Source organism: Pseudomonas sp. SG20052 (genome assembly GCF_031766055.1).
In the GTDB taxonomy this organism is placed as follows: Bacteria; Pseudomonadota; Gammaproteobacteria; order Pseudomonadales; family Pseudomonadaceae; genus Aquipseudomonas; species Aquipseudomonas mandelii.
Window position 1 is genome coordinate 1,360,422 of the sequence record NZ_CP134498.1, and the last position, 17,413, is coordinate 1,377,834.

The 17,413-nt window shown below is 58.8% G+C and carries 15 protein-coding genes; all 15 read left to right on the forward strand.

Annotated features, from left to right (window positions below):
* Positions 1 to 63 precede the first annotated feature (63 nt).
* The 15 genes from pyrH to RHP74_RS06110 all read left to right on the forward strand — a co-directional run bounded on the left by pyrH (position 64) and on the right by RHP74_RS06110 (position 17,380).
* Positions 64 to 807: a UMP kinase gene (pyrH, locus tag RHP74_RS06040; protein ID WP_003172271.1), complete on the forward strand. Its 744-nt coding sequence runs from the start codon at positions 64 to 66 to the stop codon at positions 805 to 807.
* Entirely contained in the window at positions 804 to 1,361 is a 558-nt protein-coding gene (frr, locus tag RHP74_RS06045; protein WP_010462824.1) for a ribosome recycling factor, read from the forward strand. The genes pyrH and frr overlap by 4 nt, the downstream gene beginning before the upstream one ends.
* Before the next feature lie 13 nt (positions 1,362 to 1,374).
* Positions 1,375 to 2,130 (forward strand): polyprenyl diphosphate synthase, encoded by a 756-nt coding sequence (uppS, locus tag RHP74_RS06050; RefSeq protein WP_010462822.1) that lies wholly within the window; start codon positions 1,375 to 1,377, stop codon positions 2,128 to 2,130.
* A complete protein-coding gene (locus RHP74_RS06055) occupies positions 2,130 to 2,936 on the forward strand; it encodes a phosphatidate cytidylyltransferase (protein ID WP_010462821.1) in 807 nt (268 codons plus the stop codon). The genes uppS and RHP74_RS06055 overlap by 1 nt, the downstream gene beginning before the upstream one ends.
* Positions 2,933 to 4,123, forward strand: coding sequence for a 1-deoxy-D-xylulose-5-phosphate reductoisomerase (gene ispC, locus RHP74_RS06060; RefSeq protein ID WP_154912970.1), 1,191 nt, complete (start codon positions 2,933 to 2,935; stop codon positions 4,121 to 4,123). The genes RHP74_RS06055 and ispC overlap by 4 nt, the downstream gene beginning before the upstream one ends.
* A 53-nt stretch (positions 4,124 to 4,176) precedes the next feature.
* Positions 4,177 to 5,529 (forward strand): sigma E protease regulator RseP, encoded by a 1,353-nt coding sequence (gene rseP / locus RHP74_RS06065; protein ID WP_010462816.1) that lies wholly within the window; start codon positions 4,177 to 4,179, stop codon positions 5,527 to 5,529.
* A 74-nt stretch (positions 5,530 to 5,603) separates the two neighbouring features.
* The gene (gene bamA / locus RHP74_RS06070; protein ID WP_010462814.1) at positions 5,604 to 7,994 is read left to right on the forward strand and encodes an outer membrane protein assembly factor BamA; all 2,391 of its coding nucleotides are present in this window, start codon (positions 5,604 to 5,606) and stop codon (positions 7,992 to 7,994) included.
* Positions 7,995 to 8,039: 45 nt separating this feature from the next.
* Positions 8,040 to 8,543, forward strand: coding sequence for an OmpH family outer membrane protein (locus RHP74_RS06075; protein ID WP_010462812.1), 504 nt, complete (start codon positions 8,040 to 8,042; stop codon positions 8,541 to 8,543).
* A gap of 3 nt (positions 8,544 to 8,546) precedes the next feature.
* A complete protein-coding gene (gene lpxD, locus RHP74_RS06080; RefSeq protein ID WP_010462810.1) occupies positions 8,547 to 9,602 on the forward strand; it encodes a UDP-3-O-(3-hydroxymyristoyl)glucosamine N-acyltransferase in 1,056 nt (351 codons plus the stop codon).
* Between the two features lie 108 nt (positions 9,603 to 9,710).
* On the forward strand, positions 9,711 to 10,151 hold the full coding sequence (gene fabZ / locus RHP74_RS06085) for a 3-hydroxyacyl-ACP dehydratase FabZ (protein ID WP_008154051.1): 441 nt from the start codon (positions 9,711 to 9,713) through the stop codon (positions 10,149 to 10,151).
* The gene (gene lpxA, locus RHP74_RS06090; protein ID WP_010462807.1) at positions 10,148 to 10,924 is read left to right on the forward strand and encodes an acyl-ACP--UDP-N-acetylglucosamine O-acyltransferase; all 777 of its coding nucleotides are present in this window, start codon (positions 10,148 to 10,150) and stop codon (positions 10,922 to 10,924) included. Before fabZ ends, lpxA begins: the two co-directional genes overlap by 4 nt.
* Positions 10,925 to 10,926: 2 nt before the next feature.
* The gene (gene lpxB / locus RHP74_RS06095; RefSeq protein ID WP_145307565.1) at positions 10,927 to 12,057 is read left to right on the forward strand and encodes a lipid-A-disaccharide synthase; all 1,131 of its coding nucleotides are present in this window, start codon (positions 10,927 to 10,929) and stop codon (positions 12,055 to 12,057) included.
* Positions 12,058 to 12,068: 11 nt separating this feature from the next.
* Positions 12,069 to 12,695, forward strand: a complete 627-nt coding sequence (rnhB, locus tag RHP74_RS06100; RefSeq protein WP_010462803.1) for a ribonuclease HII — start codon at positions 12,069 to 12,071, stop codon at positions 12,693 to 12,695.
* 76 nt (positions 12,696 to 12,771) lie between these two features.
* Complete coding sequence (dnaE, locus tag RHP74_RS06105; RefSeq protein WP_311098345.1) at positions 12,772 to 16,293, forward strand: DNA polymerase III subunit alpha; 3,522 nt, start codon at positions 12,772 to 12,774, stop codon at positions 16,291 to 16,293.
* A gap of 139 nt (positions 16,294 to 16,432) precedes the next feature.
* The gene (locus RHP74_RS06110; protein ID WP_010462799.1) at positions 16,433 to 17,380 is read left to right on the forward strand and encodes an acetyl-CoA carboxylase carboxyltransferase subunit alpha; all 948 of its coding nucleotides are present in this window, start codon (positions 16,433 to 16,435) and stop codon (positions 17,378 to 17,380) included.
* Positions 17,381 to 17,413: the final 33 nt, after the last annotated feature.

A 17,413-nucleotide genomic window follows, 5' to 3' on the forward strand; every position in this document is an offset into this window, starting at 1 on the left:
TGAACGCCAGCTGTAAACAGCTCGCAAAGAATTTTTAAAAATACGCCGCAGGAGAGATTCGCAATGGCTCAGCAGGGCAGTGGTTATCAGGCTCGCTATAAACGCATTCTACTCAAGCTTAGCGGCGAGGCCCTGATGGGCTCGGAAGAGTTCGGGATCGATCCGAAAGTTCTGGATCGCATGGCGCTTGAAGTCGGCCAACTGGTCGGCATCGGTGTTCAGGTCGGTCTGGTGATCGGCGGTGGCAACCTGTTCCGCGGTGCAGCGCTGAGCGCGGCCGGCATGGATCGGGTAACGGGCGACCACATGGGCATGCTGGCCACTGTGATGAACGCCTTGGCCATGCGCGATGCGCTGGAACGTGCCAATATCTCGGCCATCGTGATGTCGGCCATTTCCATGGTAGGCGTGACTGATCACTACGATCGTCGCAAAGCCATGCGTCACCTGAACGCCAAGGAAGTGGTGATTTTCGCCGCCGGTACCGGGAATCCGTTCTTCACTACGGATTCGGCAGCCTGCTTGCGAGCAATCGAAATCGACGCCGATGTCGTGCTCAAGGCGACCAAGGTCGATGGCGTCTACACCGCTGACCCATTCAAAGACCCGCATGCCGAGAAGTTCGATCATCTGACTTACGATGAAGTGCTGGATCGCAAGCTGGGCGTGATGGATTTGACGGCCATTTGCCTGTGCCGCGACCACAAGATGCCGTTGCGCGTCTTTAACATGAACAAGCCCGGCGCCCTGCTGAACATCGTGCATGGCGGCGCTGAAGGGACCCTGATCGAGGAAGGCCAACAATGATCAATGAAATCAAGAAAGACGCTCAAGAGCGCATGAAAAAATCCGTGGAATCGCTGCTGCACAACTTCGGCCGTATTCGTACCGGCCAGGCGCACCCAAGCATTCTTGAAGGCGTGATGGTGCCGTATTACGGTTCCGACACCCCGATCAAGCAGGTGGCGAACATCACCGTCAAAGACGCCCGTACCCTGCAAGTCGTGGCCTTTGAGCGCAACATGCTGGGTGCTGTCGACAAGGCCATCGGTAGTGCGGGTCTGAACCTCAACCCGACCAACCTGGGCGAGTTGTTGCTGATCTCCATGCCGGCCCTGACCGAAGAAACCCGCAAGGGCTTCACCAAGCAGGCTCGTGACGTCGCTGAAGATGCCCGTGTTGCCGTGCGCAACATCCGTCGCGATGCCAACAGCTCGCTGAAGGATCTGGTCAAGGAAAAAGAAATCAGCGAAGACGAAGAGCGTCGCGCCACTGGCGAGATCGACGATTTGACCAAGAAGTATGTGGCTGAAATCGACGCACATCTGGCACAGAAAGAAAAAGACCTGATGGCCGTATAAGGGTCGCGTTTTCATGGAAAAGACTAAGCAGACTGCGCCGTCCGCGGTGCCGCGCCATGTCGCGATCATCATGGATGGTAATAATCGCTGGGCGAAAAAACGCTTTATGCCGGGTGTCGCCGGGCATAAAGCGGGCGTGGATGCAGTTCGCGCAGTGATTGAGGTGTGTGCCGAGGCCGGGGTCGAGGTATTGACCCTTTTCGCCTTCTCCAGTGAGAACTGGCAGCGCCCGGCCGATGAAGTCAGTGCCTTGATGGATCTGTTCTTCAAGGCGTTGCGTCGCGAGGCCAAGCGCCTCAATGACAACAACATCAGTCTGCGCATCATCGGTGATCGTTCGCGCTTTCATCCCGAGCTTCAAGTGGCCATGCGTGAAGCCGAGGCGATGACTGCTGGTGCCAACCGCTTTGTCCTGCAGATTGCCGCCAACTACGGCGGCCAATGGGACATCGCGCAAGCCGCGCAGCGTCTGGCGCGGGAGGTTCAGGCCGGGCACCTGCGTCCGGAGGACATCACTCCGGAGCTGTTGCAGACCTGTCTGGCCACCGGCGATCTGCCGTTGCCAGACTTGTGCATCCGCACCGGTGGCGAGCACCGCATCAGTAACTTCCTGCTCTGGCAACTGGCTTATGCCGAGTTGTACTTCTCCGACCTGTTCTGGCCGGACTTCAAACACGACGCCATGCGTAACGCGCTGGCCGATTTCGCTTCTCGCCAGCGCCGCTTCGGTAAAACGAGCGAGCAGGTCGAGGCTGGAGCCCGGGTTTAATGCTCAAACAACGAATCATCACCGCGCTGATCCTGCTGCCGATCGCCTTGTGCGGGTTTTTCCTGCTCGAAGGCACAGGCTTTGCGCTGTTCATCGGGCTGGTCGTGACCCTCGGCGCGTGGGAGTGGGCTCGCCTGGCAGGCTTCAACGCCCAGCCGATTCGCGTGGCCTACGCGGTTGTGGTCGCCTTGATGTTATTTGTCATGCACATCCTGCCGGGGCTCGCGCCCTGGGTATTGGGCGCTTCGGTGCTCTGGTGGGGTGTGGCGACGTATCTGGTGCTGACATACCCGCGTTCCAGCGAGCACTGGTCCAGCGCCGCCTGCAAGCTGGTGATCGGTTTGCTGATCCTGCTGCCGGCCTGGCAGGGGCTGGTCCAGATCAAGCAGCAACCTTTGGGTAACTGGTTGATCATGGCGGTGATGGTCCTGGTCTGGGGTGCCGATATCGGCGCGTATTTTTCCGGCCGGGCCTTTGGCAAGCGCAAGCTGGCGCCGCAGGTCAGTCCTGGCAAGAGCTGGGAAGGCGTGTACGGCGGCTTGCTGTTGAGTCTGGTGATCACGGCGATCGTTGGTTTTGTGCGCGACTGGAGTTTCGTGCAAATGCTGATGGGCCTGATCGGTGCGGCAGTGATCGTTTTCATCTCGGTCGTGGGCGACCTCACCGAGAGCATGTTCAAGCGTCAATCGGGGATCAAGGACAGCAGTAACTTGCTGCCGGGCCACGGCGGGGTGCTGGATCGCATCGACAGCCTGACGGCCGCGATCCCGGTCTTTGCCGTGTTGTTGTGGATGGCTGCACCGTGAGCCGCCCACAACAAATTACCGTTCTGGGGGCGACCGGTTCTATCGGTCTGAGCACCCTGGACGTGATCGCTCGCCATCCCGAGCGTTATCAGGTGTTCGCCTTGAGCGGTTTTACTCGCCTGAGTGAGCTGCTGGCTTTGTGCGTACGTCATACGCCGCAGTTTGCCGTCGTGCCGGAAGCGGGCGCTGCCCGAGCCTTGCAGGTCGACTTGCGCGCCGCAGGCCTCTCGACCCGCGTGCTGGTTGGGGAGGAGGGGCTGTGTCAGGTGGCTTCCGACCCTGAGGTCGATGCGGTCATGGCGGCCATCGTCGGCGCGGCGGGCTTGCGTCCGACCCTGGCGGCCGTCGAAGCGGGCAAGAAGATTCTGCTGGCCAACAAAGAAGCGCTGGTCATGTCGGGTGCGCTGTTCATGCAGGCCGTGCGCAAAAGCGGTTCAGTGCTGCTGCCGATCGACAGCGAGCACAACGCGATTTTTCAATGCATGCCGCAGGATTTCGCCCGCGGACTTGGCGCGGTGGGCGTGCGTCGGATTCTGCTGACTGCTTCTGGTGGTCCGTTCCGACAGACACCGATGGCCGAACTGGTGCATGTTTCCCCTGAGCAAGCGTGCGCTCATCCGAACTGGTCCATGGGGCGTAAGATTTCGGTTGATTCGGCCAGCATGATGAACAAAGGGCTCGAGTTGATCGAGGCCTGCTGGCTGTTCGACGCCAAGCCATCCCAGGTCGAAGTGGTGATTCATCCTCAAAGCGTGATTCATTCGCTGGTCGACTATATCGATGGCTCGGTACTGGCCCAGTTGGGCAATCCTGACATGCGCACGCCGATCGCCAACGCCCTGGCCTGGCCAGAGCGCATCGATTCTGGTGTGGCGCCACTGGATCTGTTTGCCATCGCGCGACTGGACTTCCAGGCGCCCGATGAAGAGCGTTTCCCTTGCCTGCGCCTTGCGCGTCAGGCTGCCGAAGCCGGCAATAGCGCGCCGGCCATGCTCAATGCGGCGAATGAAGTGGCTGTCGCGGCGTTTCTCGACGAGCGGGTTCGCTACCCGGAAATCGCGAGTATCATCGAGGAAGTGTTAAACCTTGAGCCGGTCGTTGCGGTGGATGATCTCGAGGCGGTGTTTACCGCCGACGCGAAAGCGCGGGTACTCGCCGAACAATGGTTGAGTCGTCACGGGCGGTAAGTGCTGCAATACGTTGACCCATGCGGCATTGGACAGGATTGCGGAGAAAGTAGATGAGCGCGCTCTATATGATTGTCGGCACCCTGGTTGCACTGGGCGTGCTGGTCACCTTCCACGAGTTTGGCCATTTCTGGGTCGCACGTCGCTGTGGGGTCAAAGTGCTGCGTTTCTCCGTAGGCTTCGGCATGCCGCTGCTGCGCTGGCACGACAAGAAAGGCACAGAGTTCGTGGTGGCTGCCATTCCGTTGGGCGGCTACGTGAAGATGCTCGACGAGCGCGAAGGTGATGTGCCAGCCGATCAGCTCGATCAATCCTTCAATCGCAAATCGGTCCGCCAGCGCATTGCTATCGTGGCTGCCGGACCGATCGCCAACTTTTTATTGGCAATGGCTTTTTTCTGGGTATTGGCCATGCTCGGCAGCGAGCAGGTGCGGCCGGTCATCGGTGCGGTCGAGTCCGGCAGTATCGCCGCCAAGGCCGGTCTGGGTGCTGGTCAGGAAATTATTGCCATCGATGGCGAGCCAACTTCTGGCTGGGCCGCAGTGAATCTGCAGCTGATCCGTCGTCTTGGCGAGAGCGGTTCTATTCAATTGCTGGTGCGTGAGCAGGGCTCCACGGCGGATTCACCCCGTGAGCTGATGCTGGATAAATGGCTCAAGGGTGCTGACGAACCGGATCCGATTCGTTCGCTGGGTATTCGCCCTTGGCGTCCGGCGTTGCCGCCCGTGCTGGCTGAGCTTGATTCGAAAGGGCCGGCACAGGCAGCGGGCCTGAAGACCGGTGATCGGTTGTTGGCACTTGATGGCAAGTCACTTGATGACTGGCAGCAGGTGGTCGACACGGTCCGTATGCATCCGGATACCAAAATCATGCTGCGCGTTGAGCGTGATGGTGCTCAAATCGACGTCCCTGTGACCTTGGCCGCTCGCGGCGAAAGCAAGGCGCCCACCGGTTATCTGGGCGCGGGGGTGAAAGCGGTTGATTGGCCACCAGAGATGATTCGCGAGGTCAGTTATGGCCCCGTGGCCGCAATTGGCGAGGGTGCACGACGCACCTGGACCATGAGCGTGCTGACCCTCGATTCGCTAAAGAAAATGTTGTTCGGCGAGCTCTCGGTAAAAAACTTGAGTGGACCGATAACCATTGCTAAAGTGGCGGGCGCTTCTGCCCAGTCGGGTGTCGCTGATTTCCTGAATTTCCTTGCTTATCTGAGTATTAGCCTGGGGGTTCTGAATTTGTTGCCCATTCCTGTACTGGATGGGGGACATTTGTTGTTTTATCTGATCGAGTGGGCGCGTGGTCGTCCCTTGTCGGATCGGGTGCAGGGTTGGGGGATACAGATCGGTATCAGTTTGGTGGTCGGGGTGATGTTGCTTGCTCTGGTCAATGATTTGGGCCGTCTGTAACACTTCGCTGAATTGCGAATCTGCCGCATTTTGCGGCAGTTTGTTTATTGCCAGTTGGAATAAGAAAGGACTTCATGAAACGTCTGCTGCTAACTGCGGTTCTCACCGTATTGATGATCGCCGAAGTTCACGCCGAGTCCTTCACTATCTCTGATATTCGCGTCAATGGCCTCCAGCGGGTCTCCGCGGGTAGCGTCTTTGGTGCTTTGCCGTTAAACGTCGGTGAACAGGCGGATGATCGTCGCCTGGTGGAATCCACTCGTGCGCTGTTCAAAACCGGGTTCTTTCAAGATATCCAGCTGGGCCGCGATGGCAACGTCCTTGTCATCACGGTAGTCGAGCGCCCGTCAGTCGCCAGTATCGAGATCGAAGGTAACAAGGCGATCTCTACTGAAGACCTGATGAAGGGACTCAAACAATCCGGTCTGGCCGAAGGCGAGATCTTCCAGCGTGCCACCCTCGAAGGTGTACGTAACGAACTGCAGCGCCAATATGTCGCCCAGGGTCGCTACTCCGCCACCGTCGACACCGAAGTGGTGCCGCAGCCGCGTAACCGCGTCGGCCTGAAGGTCAACATCAACGAAGGCACCGTTGCGGCAATCCAGCACATCAACGTGGTGGGTAACACGGTCTTCCCTGACGAAGACCTGATCGACCTGTTTGAATTGAAGACTACCAACTGGCTGTCGTTCTTCAAGAACGATGATAAGTACGCCCGTGAAAAACTGTCCGGTGACCTGGAGCGTCTGCGCTCCTACTACCTGGACCGTGGCTATATCAACATGGATATCGCTTCGACCCAGGTGTCCATTACTCCAGACAAGAAACACGTCTACATCACCGTCAACGTCAACGAAGGCGAGAAGTACACCGTTCGTGACGTCAAGCTGAGCGGCGACCTGAAAGTCCCTGAGGACCAGGTCAAGTCCCTGCTGCTGGTTCAGAAAGGCCAGGTGTTCTCGCGCAAGCTGATGACCACCACGTCCGAGCTGATCACCCGTCGCCTGGGTAACGAGGGTTACACCTTCGCCAACGTCAGCGGCGTGCCTCAGCCGAACGATGAAGACCACACGGTCGACATCACTTTTGCCGTCGATCCGGGCAAGCGTGCTTACGTCAACCGCATCAACTTCCGTGGCAACACCAAGTCCGAAGACGAAGTGTTACGCCGTGAAATGCGTCAGATGGAGGGCGGCTGGGCTTCGACCTACCTGATCGACCAATCCAAGACCCGTCTTGAGCGTCTGGGCTTCTTTAAAGAAGTCAACGTCGAAACCCCGGCTGTACCGGGTGTCGACGACCAGGTTGACGTGAACTACAGCGTTGAAGAACAGGCTTCCGGTTCCATTACCGCCAGCGTCGGTTTCGCTCAGAGCGCCGGTCTGATCCTCGGTGGTTCGATCACCCAGAACAACTTCCTGGGTACCGGTAACAAGGTCAGCATCGGTTTGACCCGCAGTGAATACCAGAGCCGTTATAACTTCGGTTATGTCGACCCGTACTGGACTGCAGATGGCGTGAGCCTGGGCTACAACGCTTTCTATCGCACCACTGACTACAAAGACCTTGATGTCGACGTAGCCAGCTATGCCGTAGACAGCCTGGGTGCTGGCGTCAACGTCGGCTACCCGATCAGCGAGACGTCGCGACTGACCTTTGGCCTGAGCGCGCAACAGGACAAGATCAAGACCGGTCAGTACACCGTTGACGAGATTTTCGACTTCGTTAACCGTGAAGGCGACAGCTACCTGAACTTCAAAGCGTCGGCCGGGTGGTCCGAGTCGACTTTGAACAAAGGTGTGCTGGCGACCCGTGGCCATTCCCAGAGTCTGACTCTGGAAACCACGACGCCGGGTAGCGACCTGTCGTTCTTTAAACTGGATTACCGTGGTCAGCTGTTCCAGCCAATCACCGAAAACTACACCGTTCGTCTTCACACCGAACTGGGCTACGGCGACGGTTACGGTTCGACCGACGGCTTGCCGTTCTATGAAAACTACTATGCTGGTGGTTTCAACTCGGTTCGTGGCTTTAAGGACAGTACCCTGGGGCCGCGCAGTACACCTAGCCGTGGTCAGGCTGTAACGGGTAACGCCGGTACACTCGCCGACCCGGACCAGGATCCGCTGCCGTTCGGTGGTAACGTTCTGATCCAGGGTGGTGTCGAGTTGCTGTTCCCGTTGCCATTCGTCAAGGATCAGCGTTCCCTGCGTACTTCGGTATTCTGGGACGTGGGTAACGTATTCGATTCCAAGTGCGACAAAACGACAAACGCCAATGTCGGTTCGACCTCTCAAACAGAGTGCAACGACATCAGCTTGAGCAACGTTGCGAGCTCTGTCGGTGTGGGTGTGACCTGGGTCACCGCACTGGGTCCTCTGAGCTTCGCGTTGGCCATGCCGATCAAGAAACCGGATGACGCTGAGACTCAAGTGTTCCAATTCTCTCTCGGCCAGACGTTCTAAGCGTCTGCCCCAAAATAACGACAATGGATTTTGTAGGAGTACATCGTGCGTAAGTTGACTCAATTGGTTCTCCTGGCGACCGTACTGGTAGCAGGTCCGGCTTTTGCCGACATGAAAATCGCCGTTCTGAACTATCAGATGGCCCTGCTGGAATCCGACGCGGCCAAGAAATACGCCGTGGACGCCGAGAAGAAGTTTGGTCCGCAACTGTCCAAGCTCAAGACGCTGGAAAGCAGCGCCAAAGGCATCCAGGACCGTCTGATGGCTGGCGGCGACAAGATGCAGCAAGGCGAGCGTGAACGCCTTGAGCTCGAGTTCAAGCAAAAGGCCCGCGACTTCCAGTTCCAGTCCAAGGAGCTGAACGAAGCCAAAGCCGTTGCCGACCGTGAAATGCTGAAGCAGCTCAAGCCGAAACTGGACAGCGCTGTGGAAGAAGTCATCAAGAAAGGTGCTTTTGACCTGGTCTTCGAGCGTGGCGCAGTGATTGATGTCAAACCTCAGTACGACATCACTCGCCAGGTTATCGAGCGCATGAATCAGCTGAAGTAATCCATGACAGCGACTATAAAGCTCGGCCAGTTGGCCGAGTTCCTCGGCGCCACGCTACGTGGCGACCCGGAGAAAGAAATTACTGGGCTAGCCACTTTGCAAGAGGCTGGCCCAGCTCAGTTGAGCTTTCTCGCAAACCCCCAATACCGAAAATACCTGGCGGACTGCCGGGCTGCAGCGCTGTTGCTGAAGGCCGCTGACGCTGAAGGTTATGCCGGTAATGCGCTGGTGGTGCCTGATCCGTATCTGGCCTATGCGCGTATTTCCCATCTGTTCGATCCCAAGCCCAAGGCGCCGGCCGGTATTCATCCGACAGCGGTAGTGGCCGCGGACGCAGTGGTTGATCCGGCTGCGAGCATCGGTGCCTTTGCGGTGATCGAAAGCGGCGCGCGTATTGCTGCCGGTGTGACCGTGGGGGCGCATTGCTTCATCGGTGCCCGTAGCGAAGTCGGCGAAGGCGGCTGGCTGGCCCCGCGGGTCACGCTGTACCACGACGTGCGCATCGGCAAGCGGGTAGTGATCCAGTCCGGTGCCGTGCTGGGTGGCGAAGGCTTCGGCTTTGCCAACGAGAAAGGTGTCTGGCAGAAAATCGCCCAGATCGGCGGTGTATTGGTCGGTGATGATGTGGAGATTGGCGTGAATACCGCTATCGATCGCGGTGCGCTGGCCGATACCGTACTGGGTAACGGTGTGAAGCTCGACAATCAGATTCAGATCGCCCACAACGTACAGGTTGGTGATCACACCGCCATGGCCGCGTGTGTGGGGATCTCCGGCAGCACCAAAATCGGCAAGCATTGCATGCTCGCCGGGGGCGTTGGGCTGGTGGGGCATATCGAAATTTGCGACAACGTTTTTATCACCGGGATGACCATGGTGACCCATTCGATTACCGAAAAGGGTTCCTATTCTTCCGGTACGGCGATGCAACCAGCCGCCGAATGGCGCAAAAGCGCGGCCCGTATCCGTCAGCTCGATGACATCGCGCGACGTCTGCGACAGCTGGAAAAGCGTGTAGGGGACGTGACCCCTGACGGTAATGCTTCATCAGATGGCTGATACCATTTCCATATCAAGTGTGCACAGCCGCTAGACTGCCTCCTTGATTTGCTAGAGGGGTGCGCGTCAGTCGCGCGCTCCCAATCTTTACATAGGCTTCCCCCCGAAATGATGGACATCAACGAGATTCGCGAATACCTGCCTCACCGTTACCCGTTCCTGCTGGTGGACCGGGTCGTGGATCTGGATGTGGAAGGCAAGCGCATTCGCGCCTACAAGAATGTCAGCATCAACGAACCGTTCTTCAATGGTCACTTCCCCGCGCATCCAATCATGCCGGGCGTACTGATCATCGAAGCGATGGCTCAGGCTGCCGGTATCCTTGGTTTCAAAATGCTCGACGTGAAGCCTGCCGACGGCACGCTCTACTACTTCGTCGGCTCCGACAAGCTGCGTTTTCGCCAGCCCGTCACTCCAGGCGATCAATTGATCCTCGAAGCCCGTTTCATCAGCTGCAAGCGTCAGATCTGGAAGTTCGAGTGCCAGGCTTCGGTCGATGGCAAGCCAGTCTGCTCCGCTGAAATCATCTGCGCGGAACGCAAACTATGAGTTTGATTGACCCTCGCGCAATCATCGATCCGACGGCCGTTCTGGCTGAAGGTGTCGAGGTCGGCCCATGGTCGATCGTCGGCGCAGGTGTGGAAATCGGCGAGGGGACAGTGATCGGGCCGCATGTGATTCTCAAGGGCCCGACCCGAATCGGTAAGCACAACCGCATCTACCAGTTTTCCTCGGTAGGTGAGGACACGCCCGATCTGAAATACAAAGGCGAAGAAACCCGCCTGGTCATCGGTGACCACAACATCATCCGTGAAGGCGTGACGATTCACCGTGGCACGGTTCAGGACCGTTCGGAAACGACCCTGGGCGATCACAACCTGATCATGGCCTATGCCCACATCGGCCACGACAGTGTCATCGGTAACCACTGCATCCTCGTCAACAACACTGCGTTGGCTGGCCATGTGCACGTTGAAGACTGGGCTATCCTGTCCGGCTTTACCCTGGTTCACCAGTATTGCCACATCGGCGCCCACAGCTTTTCCGGCATGGGTACCGCCATTGGCAAGGACGTTCCCGCCTACGTCACGGTGTTCGGCAACCCGGCCGAAGCCCGTAGCATGAACTTCGAAGGCATGCGCCGTCGTGGTTTCAGCGAAGACGCGATCCACGCCCTGCGTCGTGCCTATAAGGTGGTTTACCGCCAAGGCCTGACGGTTGAGCAGGCACTCACCGAGTTGGCCGAACCTTCGGACCAGTTCCCGGAAGTCGCGGTGTTCCGTGATTCCATCCAGTCTTCGACCCGCGGCATCACACGTTAATCATGGCTAATCTGCGTATTGCGCTGGTGGCGGGTGAGGCTTCCGGTGACATTCTGGGCGCGGGCATCATGCGCGCACTCAAGGCTCAGCATCCGGCAGTGGAGTTCATCGGTGTCGGTGGTCCGCTGATGCAGGCCGAAGGCCTGACTTCGTATTTCCCGATGGAACGTCTTTCGGTCATGGGCCTGGTGGAAGTGCTGGGTCGATTGCGTGAACTGATGGCGCGTCGCAAAAAGCTGATAGCCCACCTGATCGCCGAAAAGCCGGACGCATTTATCGGCATCGATGCCCCGGACTTCAACCTCACTATCGAACTCAAGCTGCGTCAGGCCGGGATCAAGACCGTGCATTACGTCAGCCCGTCGGTGTGGGCGTGGCGGCAGAAGCGGGTGCTGAAGATTCGCGAAGGCTGCGACCTGATGCTGACGCTGTTTCCATTCGAAGCGAAGTTCTACGAAGAAAAGGGCGTGCCGGTGCGGTTTGTCGGGCATTCCCTGGCTGATGCGATCCCGCTTGAAGCCGATCGCGCCGCCGCTCGGGCCGAACTCGGTTTGCCGGACGGACCGCTGGTTGCGTTGATGCCGGGCAGTCGTGGCGGCGAAGTCGGCCGTCTCGGTGCGTTGTTCCTCGATACCGCCCAACGCCTGCGGGCCTTGCGCCCCGGCGTTCGGTTCGTCATGCCTTGCGCCAGCCCGGAACGCCGCGCGCAGCTTGAAGAGTTGCTGGCCGGTCGCGATCTGCCGCTGACCCTGCTCGATGGCAAATCCCATCTGGCCCTTGCCGCCTGCGACGCCGTGTTGATTGCCTCCGGCACGGCGACCCTTGAAGCGCTGTTGTACAAGCGGCCGATGGTGGTCGCTTATCGCCTGGCGCCGCTGACGTTCTGGATTCTCAAGCGCATGGTGAAAAGCCCCTACATCTCGTTGCCGAACTTGCTGGCCCAACGCCTTTTGGTGCCGGAGTTGCTGCAAGACGACGCGACGGTCGAAGCCCTGGCCCAGACCTTGTCGCCGTTGATCGAGGGTGGCGAAGAACAGACCCGTGGCTTCGACGAAATCCACCGGACCTTGCGTCTGGATGCCTCCAACCAGGCGGCAGATGCCGTGCTGAAACTGATTGGCCCAGTACAATGAGTAAAACAAGCATGCAAATGGGGCTGGATTTCACCTTGGTCGCTGAAGTGGAAGATCTGGTTGCCGGTGTCGACGAAGTCGGTCGCGGCCCGCTCTGCGGCGCCGTGGTCACGGCTGCGGTAATTCTCGATCCGAATCGGCCGATTCTTGGTCTGAACGACTCGAAGAAACTCACCGAAGCCCGCCGCGAAAAGCTCTACGACGAAATTTGCGAAAAAGCCCTGAGCTGGTGCATCGCCCGGGCCGAAGTTGAAGAAATCGATGAGCTGAATATTCTGCATGCCACCATGTTGGCCATGCAGCGCGCGATCGAAGGGCTGCACATCCAGCCGAAACTGGCGATGATCGACGGCAACCGCTGCCCGAAACTGTCCATGCGCGCCGAAGCGGTGGTGCAGGGCGACGGCAAGGTGCCGGCCATCGCTGCGGCGTCGATTCTGGCCAAGGTCAGCCGTGACCGTGAAATGGCCGCTTTCGAATTGATTTACCCGGGTTACGGGATCGGCGGCCACAAAGGCTACCCGACCCCCGTTCATCTGGAAGCTCTGGCCCGATTGGGGCCAACGCCGATTCACCGTCGTTCTTTCGCCCCGGTGCGCCTGGCTTACGAGGCTCGCGAAAACCTGATCGAGAGTTAGTCGCGAGGCTGATGTTTTACTCAAGGCCCGGTACAATCCGGGCCTTGTTGTCTTCACGTTTCTAGACAGGATCACTATGCCGGCTTCATTCGTTCATCTACGCCTGCACACTGAATATTCCCTGGTCGACGGTCTGGTGCGGATCAAACCGCTGGTCAAGACCCTGGTCGGCATGAACATGCCTGCCGTCGCGGTCACCGACCAGAACAACATGTGTTCCCTGGTCAAATTCTATAAAGCCGCCATGGGCGCAGGCATCAAGCCGATCTGCGGTGCCGACCTGTGGTTGTCGAACAAGGACCCGGACAACGCCCTGAGCCGGATCAGCCTGCTGGTGATGAACGCTGTCGGCTATCGCAACCTCACCGAACTGATTTCCCGCGGCTTCATCGACGGCCAGCGCAATGGCTCGGTCATCATCGAGCGCGAGTGGGTGGCCGAAGCCAGCGAAGGCTTGATCATGCTGTCGGCGGCCAAAGAGGGCGAGATCGGCCTGGCCATGCTCAGCGGCAATCCGACAGAAGCGGAAAACCTCGCACGCGAATGGATGGCCGTGTTCCCGGATCGTTTCTATCTGGAGATCCAGCGCACCAACCGCCCCAACGACGAAGAGCAGTTGCACGGCGCCGTGGCGCTGGCCGAGAAGATCGGTGCGCCGCTGGTCGCCACCAACGACGTGCGTTTCATCAAGCAGGAAGACTTTGCCGCTCACGAAACCCGCGTCTGCATCGGTGAGGGCCGCGCCCTCGACGATCCGCGGCGTTCGAAGAATTACAGCGATCAGCAATACCTCAAAAGCGCCGAGGAAATGGCCGAGCTGTTCAGCGACATTCCCGAAGCGCTGGCCAACACCGTCGAGATCGCCAAGCGCTGCAACATCGAAGTGAAGCTGGGCACTCACTTCCTGCCCAACTTCCCGATCCCTGATGGCATGACCATCGACGAGTATTTCCGCAAAGTCTCGTTCGATGGCCTGGAAGAGCGCCTCAGCGTTCTGCTGCCCCGAGACACCACCGAAGACTACGAAACCAAGCGTCAGGTCTACGTCGACCGGTTGAATTTCGAACTGGATATCATCATCCAGATGGGCTTCCCCGGTTACTTCCTGATCGTGATGGACTTCATCCAGTGGGCCAAGAGCAACGGCGTGCCGGTCGGGCCTGGCCGGGGGTCGGGTGCCGGGTCGCTGGTGGCCTATGTGCAGAAGATCACCGACCTCGACCCGCTGGAATATGACCTGCTGTTCGAACGTTTCCTTAACCCGGAACGGGTTTCCATGCCCGACTTCGACGTCGACTTCTGCATGGACGGTCGTGACCGTGTGATCGACTACGTGGCCGAGAAATACGGCCGTAATGCGGTGAGCCAGATCATCACCTTCGGTTCCATGGCCGCCAAGGCGGTGGTCCGAGACGTGGCGCGGGTGCAGGGCAAGTCCTACGGTCTGGCGGATCGTCTGTCGAAGATGATTCCGTTCGAAGTCGGCATGACCCTGGAAAAAGCCTACGAGCAGGAAGAAATCCTGCGCGACTTCATCAAGGTCGATGAAGAAGCCGCGGAAATCTGGGAAATGGCGCGCAAGCTTGAAGGCGTTGTGCGTAACGTCGGCAAGCACGCCGGTGGTGTGGTGATCGCGCCGACCAAGCTGACTGACTTCTCGCCAATCTATTGCGATGAGGCCGGCGACGGTCTGGTGACCCAGTTCGACAAGGACGACGTTGAAGCCGCCGGCCTGGTGAAGTTCGACTTCCTGGGCCTGCGGACCCTGACGGTCATCGACTGGGCACTGAAAACCATCAACCGCGACCGCGCCAAGGTCGATCAGCCGCCGCTGGATATCGCGTTCATCCCGCTGGATGACAAACCGACCTACCAGCTGCTGCAAAAAGCTGAAACCACCGCGGTGTTCCAGCTCGAGTCGCGCGGCATGAAAGAGCTGATCAAAAAGCTCAAGCCCGACTGCCTGGAAGACTTGATCGCACTGGTGGCCCTGTTCCGTCCGGGCCCTTTGCAATCGGGCATGGTGGACGACTTTATCAACCGTAAGCACGGTCGCGCCGAACTCGCGTACCCGCACTCGGATTACCAGTACGAAGGCCTCAAGCCCGTATTGGCTCCGACTTACGGCATCATCCTGTATCAGGAACAGGTGATGCAGATTGCCCAGGTCATGGCCGGTTACACCCTCGGCGGCGCGGACATGCTGCGTCGGGCCATGGGTAAGAAAAAGCCGGAAGAAATGGCCAAGCAGCGCGGCGGTTTCATTGACGGTTGCAAGACCAACAATATCGACGCCGACCTGGCCGGTAACATTTTCGACCTGGTAGAAAAATTCGCCGGTTACGGCTTCAACAAATCCCACTCCGCCGCTTATGGCCTGGTTTCATACCAGACCGCTTGGCTGAAGACGCACTACCCGGCGCCGTTCATGGCCGCGGTACTGTCGGCGGATATGCACAACACCGACAAGGTCGTGACCTTGATCGAAGAAATTCGCACCATGAAGCTGCGTCTCGACGCGCCTGATGTGAATACTTCCGAGTTCAAGTTCACAGTTAATGACGAAGGCCGGATTATTTACGGCCTCGGTGCGATCAAGGGGGTGGGCGAAGGCCCGGTCGAGGCGATTACCGAGGCGCGTCAGGACGGTCCGTTCAAGGACCTGTTCGATTTTTGTGCCCGTGTCGACCTCAAGCGAATCAACAAGCGCACCCTGGACGGTTTGATCCGCAGCGGTGCACTGGATCGTCTGGGGCCTTATTTCCATGACGAGCAGAAAGCCTATCAGGCCAATATCGATCGTAACCGGGCGGTCTTGCTGAACGCCATGGAAGGGGCGATCAAGGCGGCCGAACAAACCGCGCGTACCCATGACAGCGGTCATGTCGACCTGTTTGGTGGTCTGTTCGTTGAAGAAGACGCCGACGTCTACGCCAATCACCGCAAAGCCAAGGAGCTGACCCTCAAGGAGCGCCTGAAAGGGGAGAAAGACACCCTCGGCCTGTACCTGACCGGTCACCCGATTGACGAGTACGAAGGCGAGATCCGCCGTTTTGCCCGTCAGCGCATCATCGACCTGAAGCCGGCTCGTGATACGCAAACCGTCGCCGGCATGATCATCGCCTTGCGGGTGATGAAGAACAAAAAGGGCGACAAGATGGGGTTCATCACCCTTGACGATCGCTCCGGGCGGATCGAGGCTTCGCTGTTTGCCGAAGCGTTCCATTCGGCGCAATCGCTGTTGCAGACCGATGCGATGGTCGTGGTCGAAGGCGAAGTCAGCAACGACGACTTCTCCGGTGGCCTGCGGCTGCGGGTCAAGCGGGTGATGAGCATGGAAGATGCGCGCACCAACCTCGCCGAAAGCCTGCGCCTGAAGCTGCAGACCAAGGATTTGAAGGGCGATCAGCTACGCTGGCTGGGTGAGTTGTTCAAGCGTCATCGCGGCGCGTGCCCGATCACCATGGAGTACACGAGCCCCGATGCGAAGGCCTTGCTGCAGTTTGGCGAGACCTGGCGGATCGATCCGGCGGATGCGTTGATTCAAGCCTTGCGTGACCAGTTCGGGCGAGACAACGTCTTCCTCCAATACCGTTGACGGTCGGGGCTGTCTGTAGGCTCCGATCTCGACCAGAATTTTTAATCTCGACCTGAACGCGCCTGTCCCTTAAGGTAGGGCGCGAATAGACAACCGGCCGGCCCAAGCTCTCTTGGACGTCGACCCAAGACGGACGCCTATGAACCCGAATTTTCTAGATTTCGAACAGCCGATCGCCGACCTGCAAGCCAAGATCGAAGAGTTGCGCTTGGTCGGTAACGACAATTCGCTGAATATCGGCGATGAGATCTCCCGCCTGCAGGACAAAAGCAGCACGCTGACCGAAGACATCTTCGGCAAGCTGACCAGCTGGCAGATCGCACGTCTCGCGCGTCACCCGAAACGTCCGTATACCCTGGACTACATCGAACACATCTTCACCGAGTTCGACGAACTGCACGGCGACCGTCACTTCTCCGACGACGCTGCGATCGTCGGCGGCATTGCCCGTCTGGACGATCAGCCGGTGATGATCATCGGCCACCAGAAAGGCCGTGAGGTGCGCGAGAAAGTCCGCCGCAACTTCGGTATGCCGCGTCCTGAAGGCTACCGCAAGGCGTGCCGCCTGATGGAAATGGCCGAACGTTTCAAAATGCCGATCCTGACCTTCATCGACACGCCGGGCGCTTACCCTGGCATCGATGCTGAGGAGCGTAACCAGAGCGAGGCGATTGCCTGGAACCTGCGCGTCATGGCCCGCCTGAAAACCCCAATCATCGCCACCGTGATCGGTGAAGGTGGTTCGGGTGGCGCGCTGGCGATCGGCGTCTGCGATCAACTGAACATGCTTCAGTACTCGACCTACGCGGTGATCTCGCCGGAAGGTTGCGCCTCGATTCTGTGGAAAACCGCCGAGAAAGCGCCGGACGCGGCTGAAGCCATGGGCATCACCGCCGAGCGCCTGAAAGGCTTGGGCATCGTCGACAAAGTGATCGGCGAGCCATTGGGCGGCGCTCACCGCGATCCGGCAGCGGCGGCGGCTTCGATCCGTGCCGAGCTGAGTTCGCAACTGGCGATGCTGAAGAAGTTCGATAACGAGGCGCTGCTGGCCCGTCGTTACGAGCGTCTGATGAGCTACGGTCTCTGATCTGACCGCGCTTCACCCATGTGGGAGCGAGCC

Coding starts and splice junctions, on each gene's coding strand:
- RHP74_RS06110 (WP_010462799.1), top strand. CDS start 16,433: ATGAACCCGAATTTTCTAGATTTCGAACAGCCGATCGCCGACCTGCAA.
- rnhB (WP_010462803.1), top strand. CDS start 12,069: ATGCAAATGGGGCTGGATTTCACCTTGGTCGCTGAAGTGGAAGATCTG.
- lpxB (WP_145307565.1), top strand. CDS start 10,927: ATGGCTAATCTGCGTATTGCGCTGGTGGCGGGTGAGGCTTCCGGTGAC.
- RHP74_RS06055 (WP_010462821.1), top strand. CDS start 2,130: ATGCTCAAACAACGAATCATCACCGCGCTGATCCTGCTGCCGATCGCC.
- frr (WP_010462824.1), top strand. CDS start 804: ATGATCAATGAAATCAAGAAAGACGCTCAAGAGCGCATGAAAAAATCC.
- dnaE (WP_311098345.1), top strand. CDS start 12,772: ATGCCGGCTTCATTCGTTCATCTACGCCTGCACACTGAATATTCCCTG.
- lpxD (WP_010462810.1), top strand. CDS start 8,547: ATGACAGCGACTATAAAGCTCGGCCAGTTGGCCGAGTTCCTCGGCGCC.
- fabZ (WP_008154051.1), top strand. CDS start 9,711: ATGATGGACATCAACGAGATTCGCGAATACCTGCCTCACCGTTACCCG.
- bamA (WP_010462814.1), top strand. CDS start 5,604: ATGAAACGTCTGCTGCTAACTGCGGTTCTCACCGTATTGATGATCGCC.
- pyrH (WP_003172271.1), top strand. CDS start 64: ATGGCTCAGCAGGGCAGTGGTTATCAGGCTCGCTATAAACGCATTCTA.
- uppS (WP_010462822.1), top strand. CDS start 1,375: ATGGAAAAGACTAAGCAGACTGCGCCGTCCGCGGTGCCGCGCCATGTC.
- rseP (WP_010462816.1), top strand. CDS start 4,177: ATGAGCGCGCTCTATATGATTGTCGGCACCCTGGTTGCACTGGGCGTG.
- lpxA (WP_010462807.1), top strand. CDS start 10,148: ATGAGTTTGATTGACCCTCGCGCAATCATCGATCCGACGGCCGTTCTG.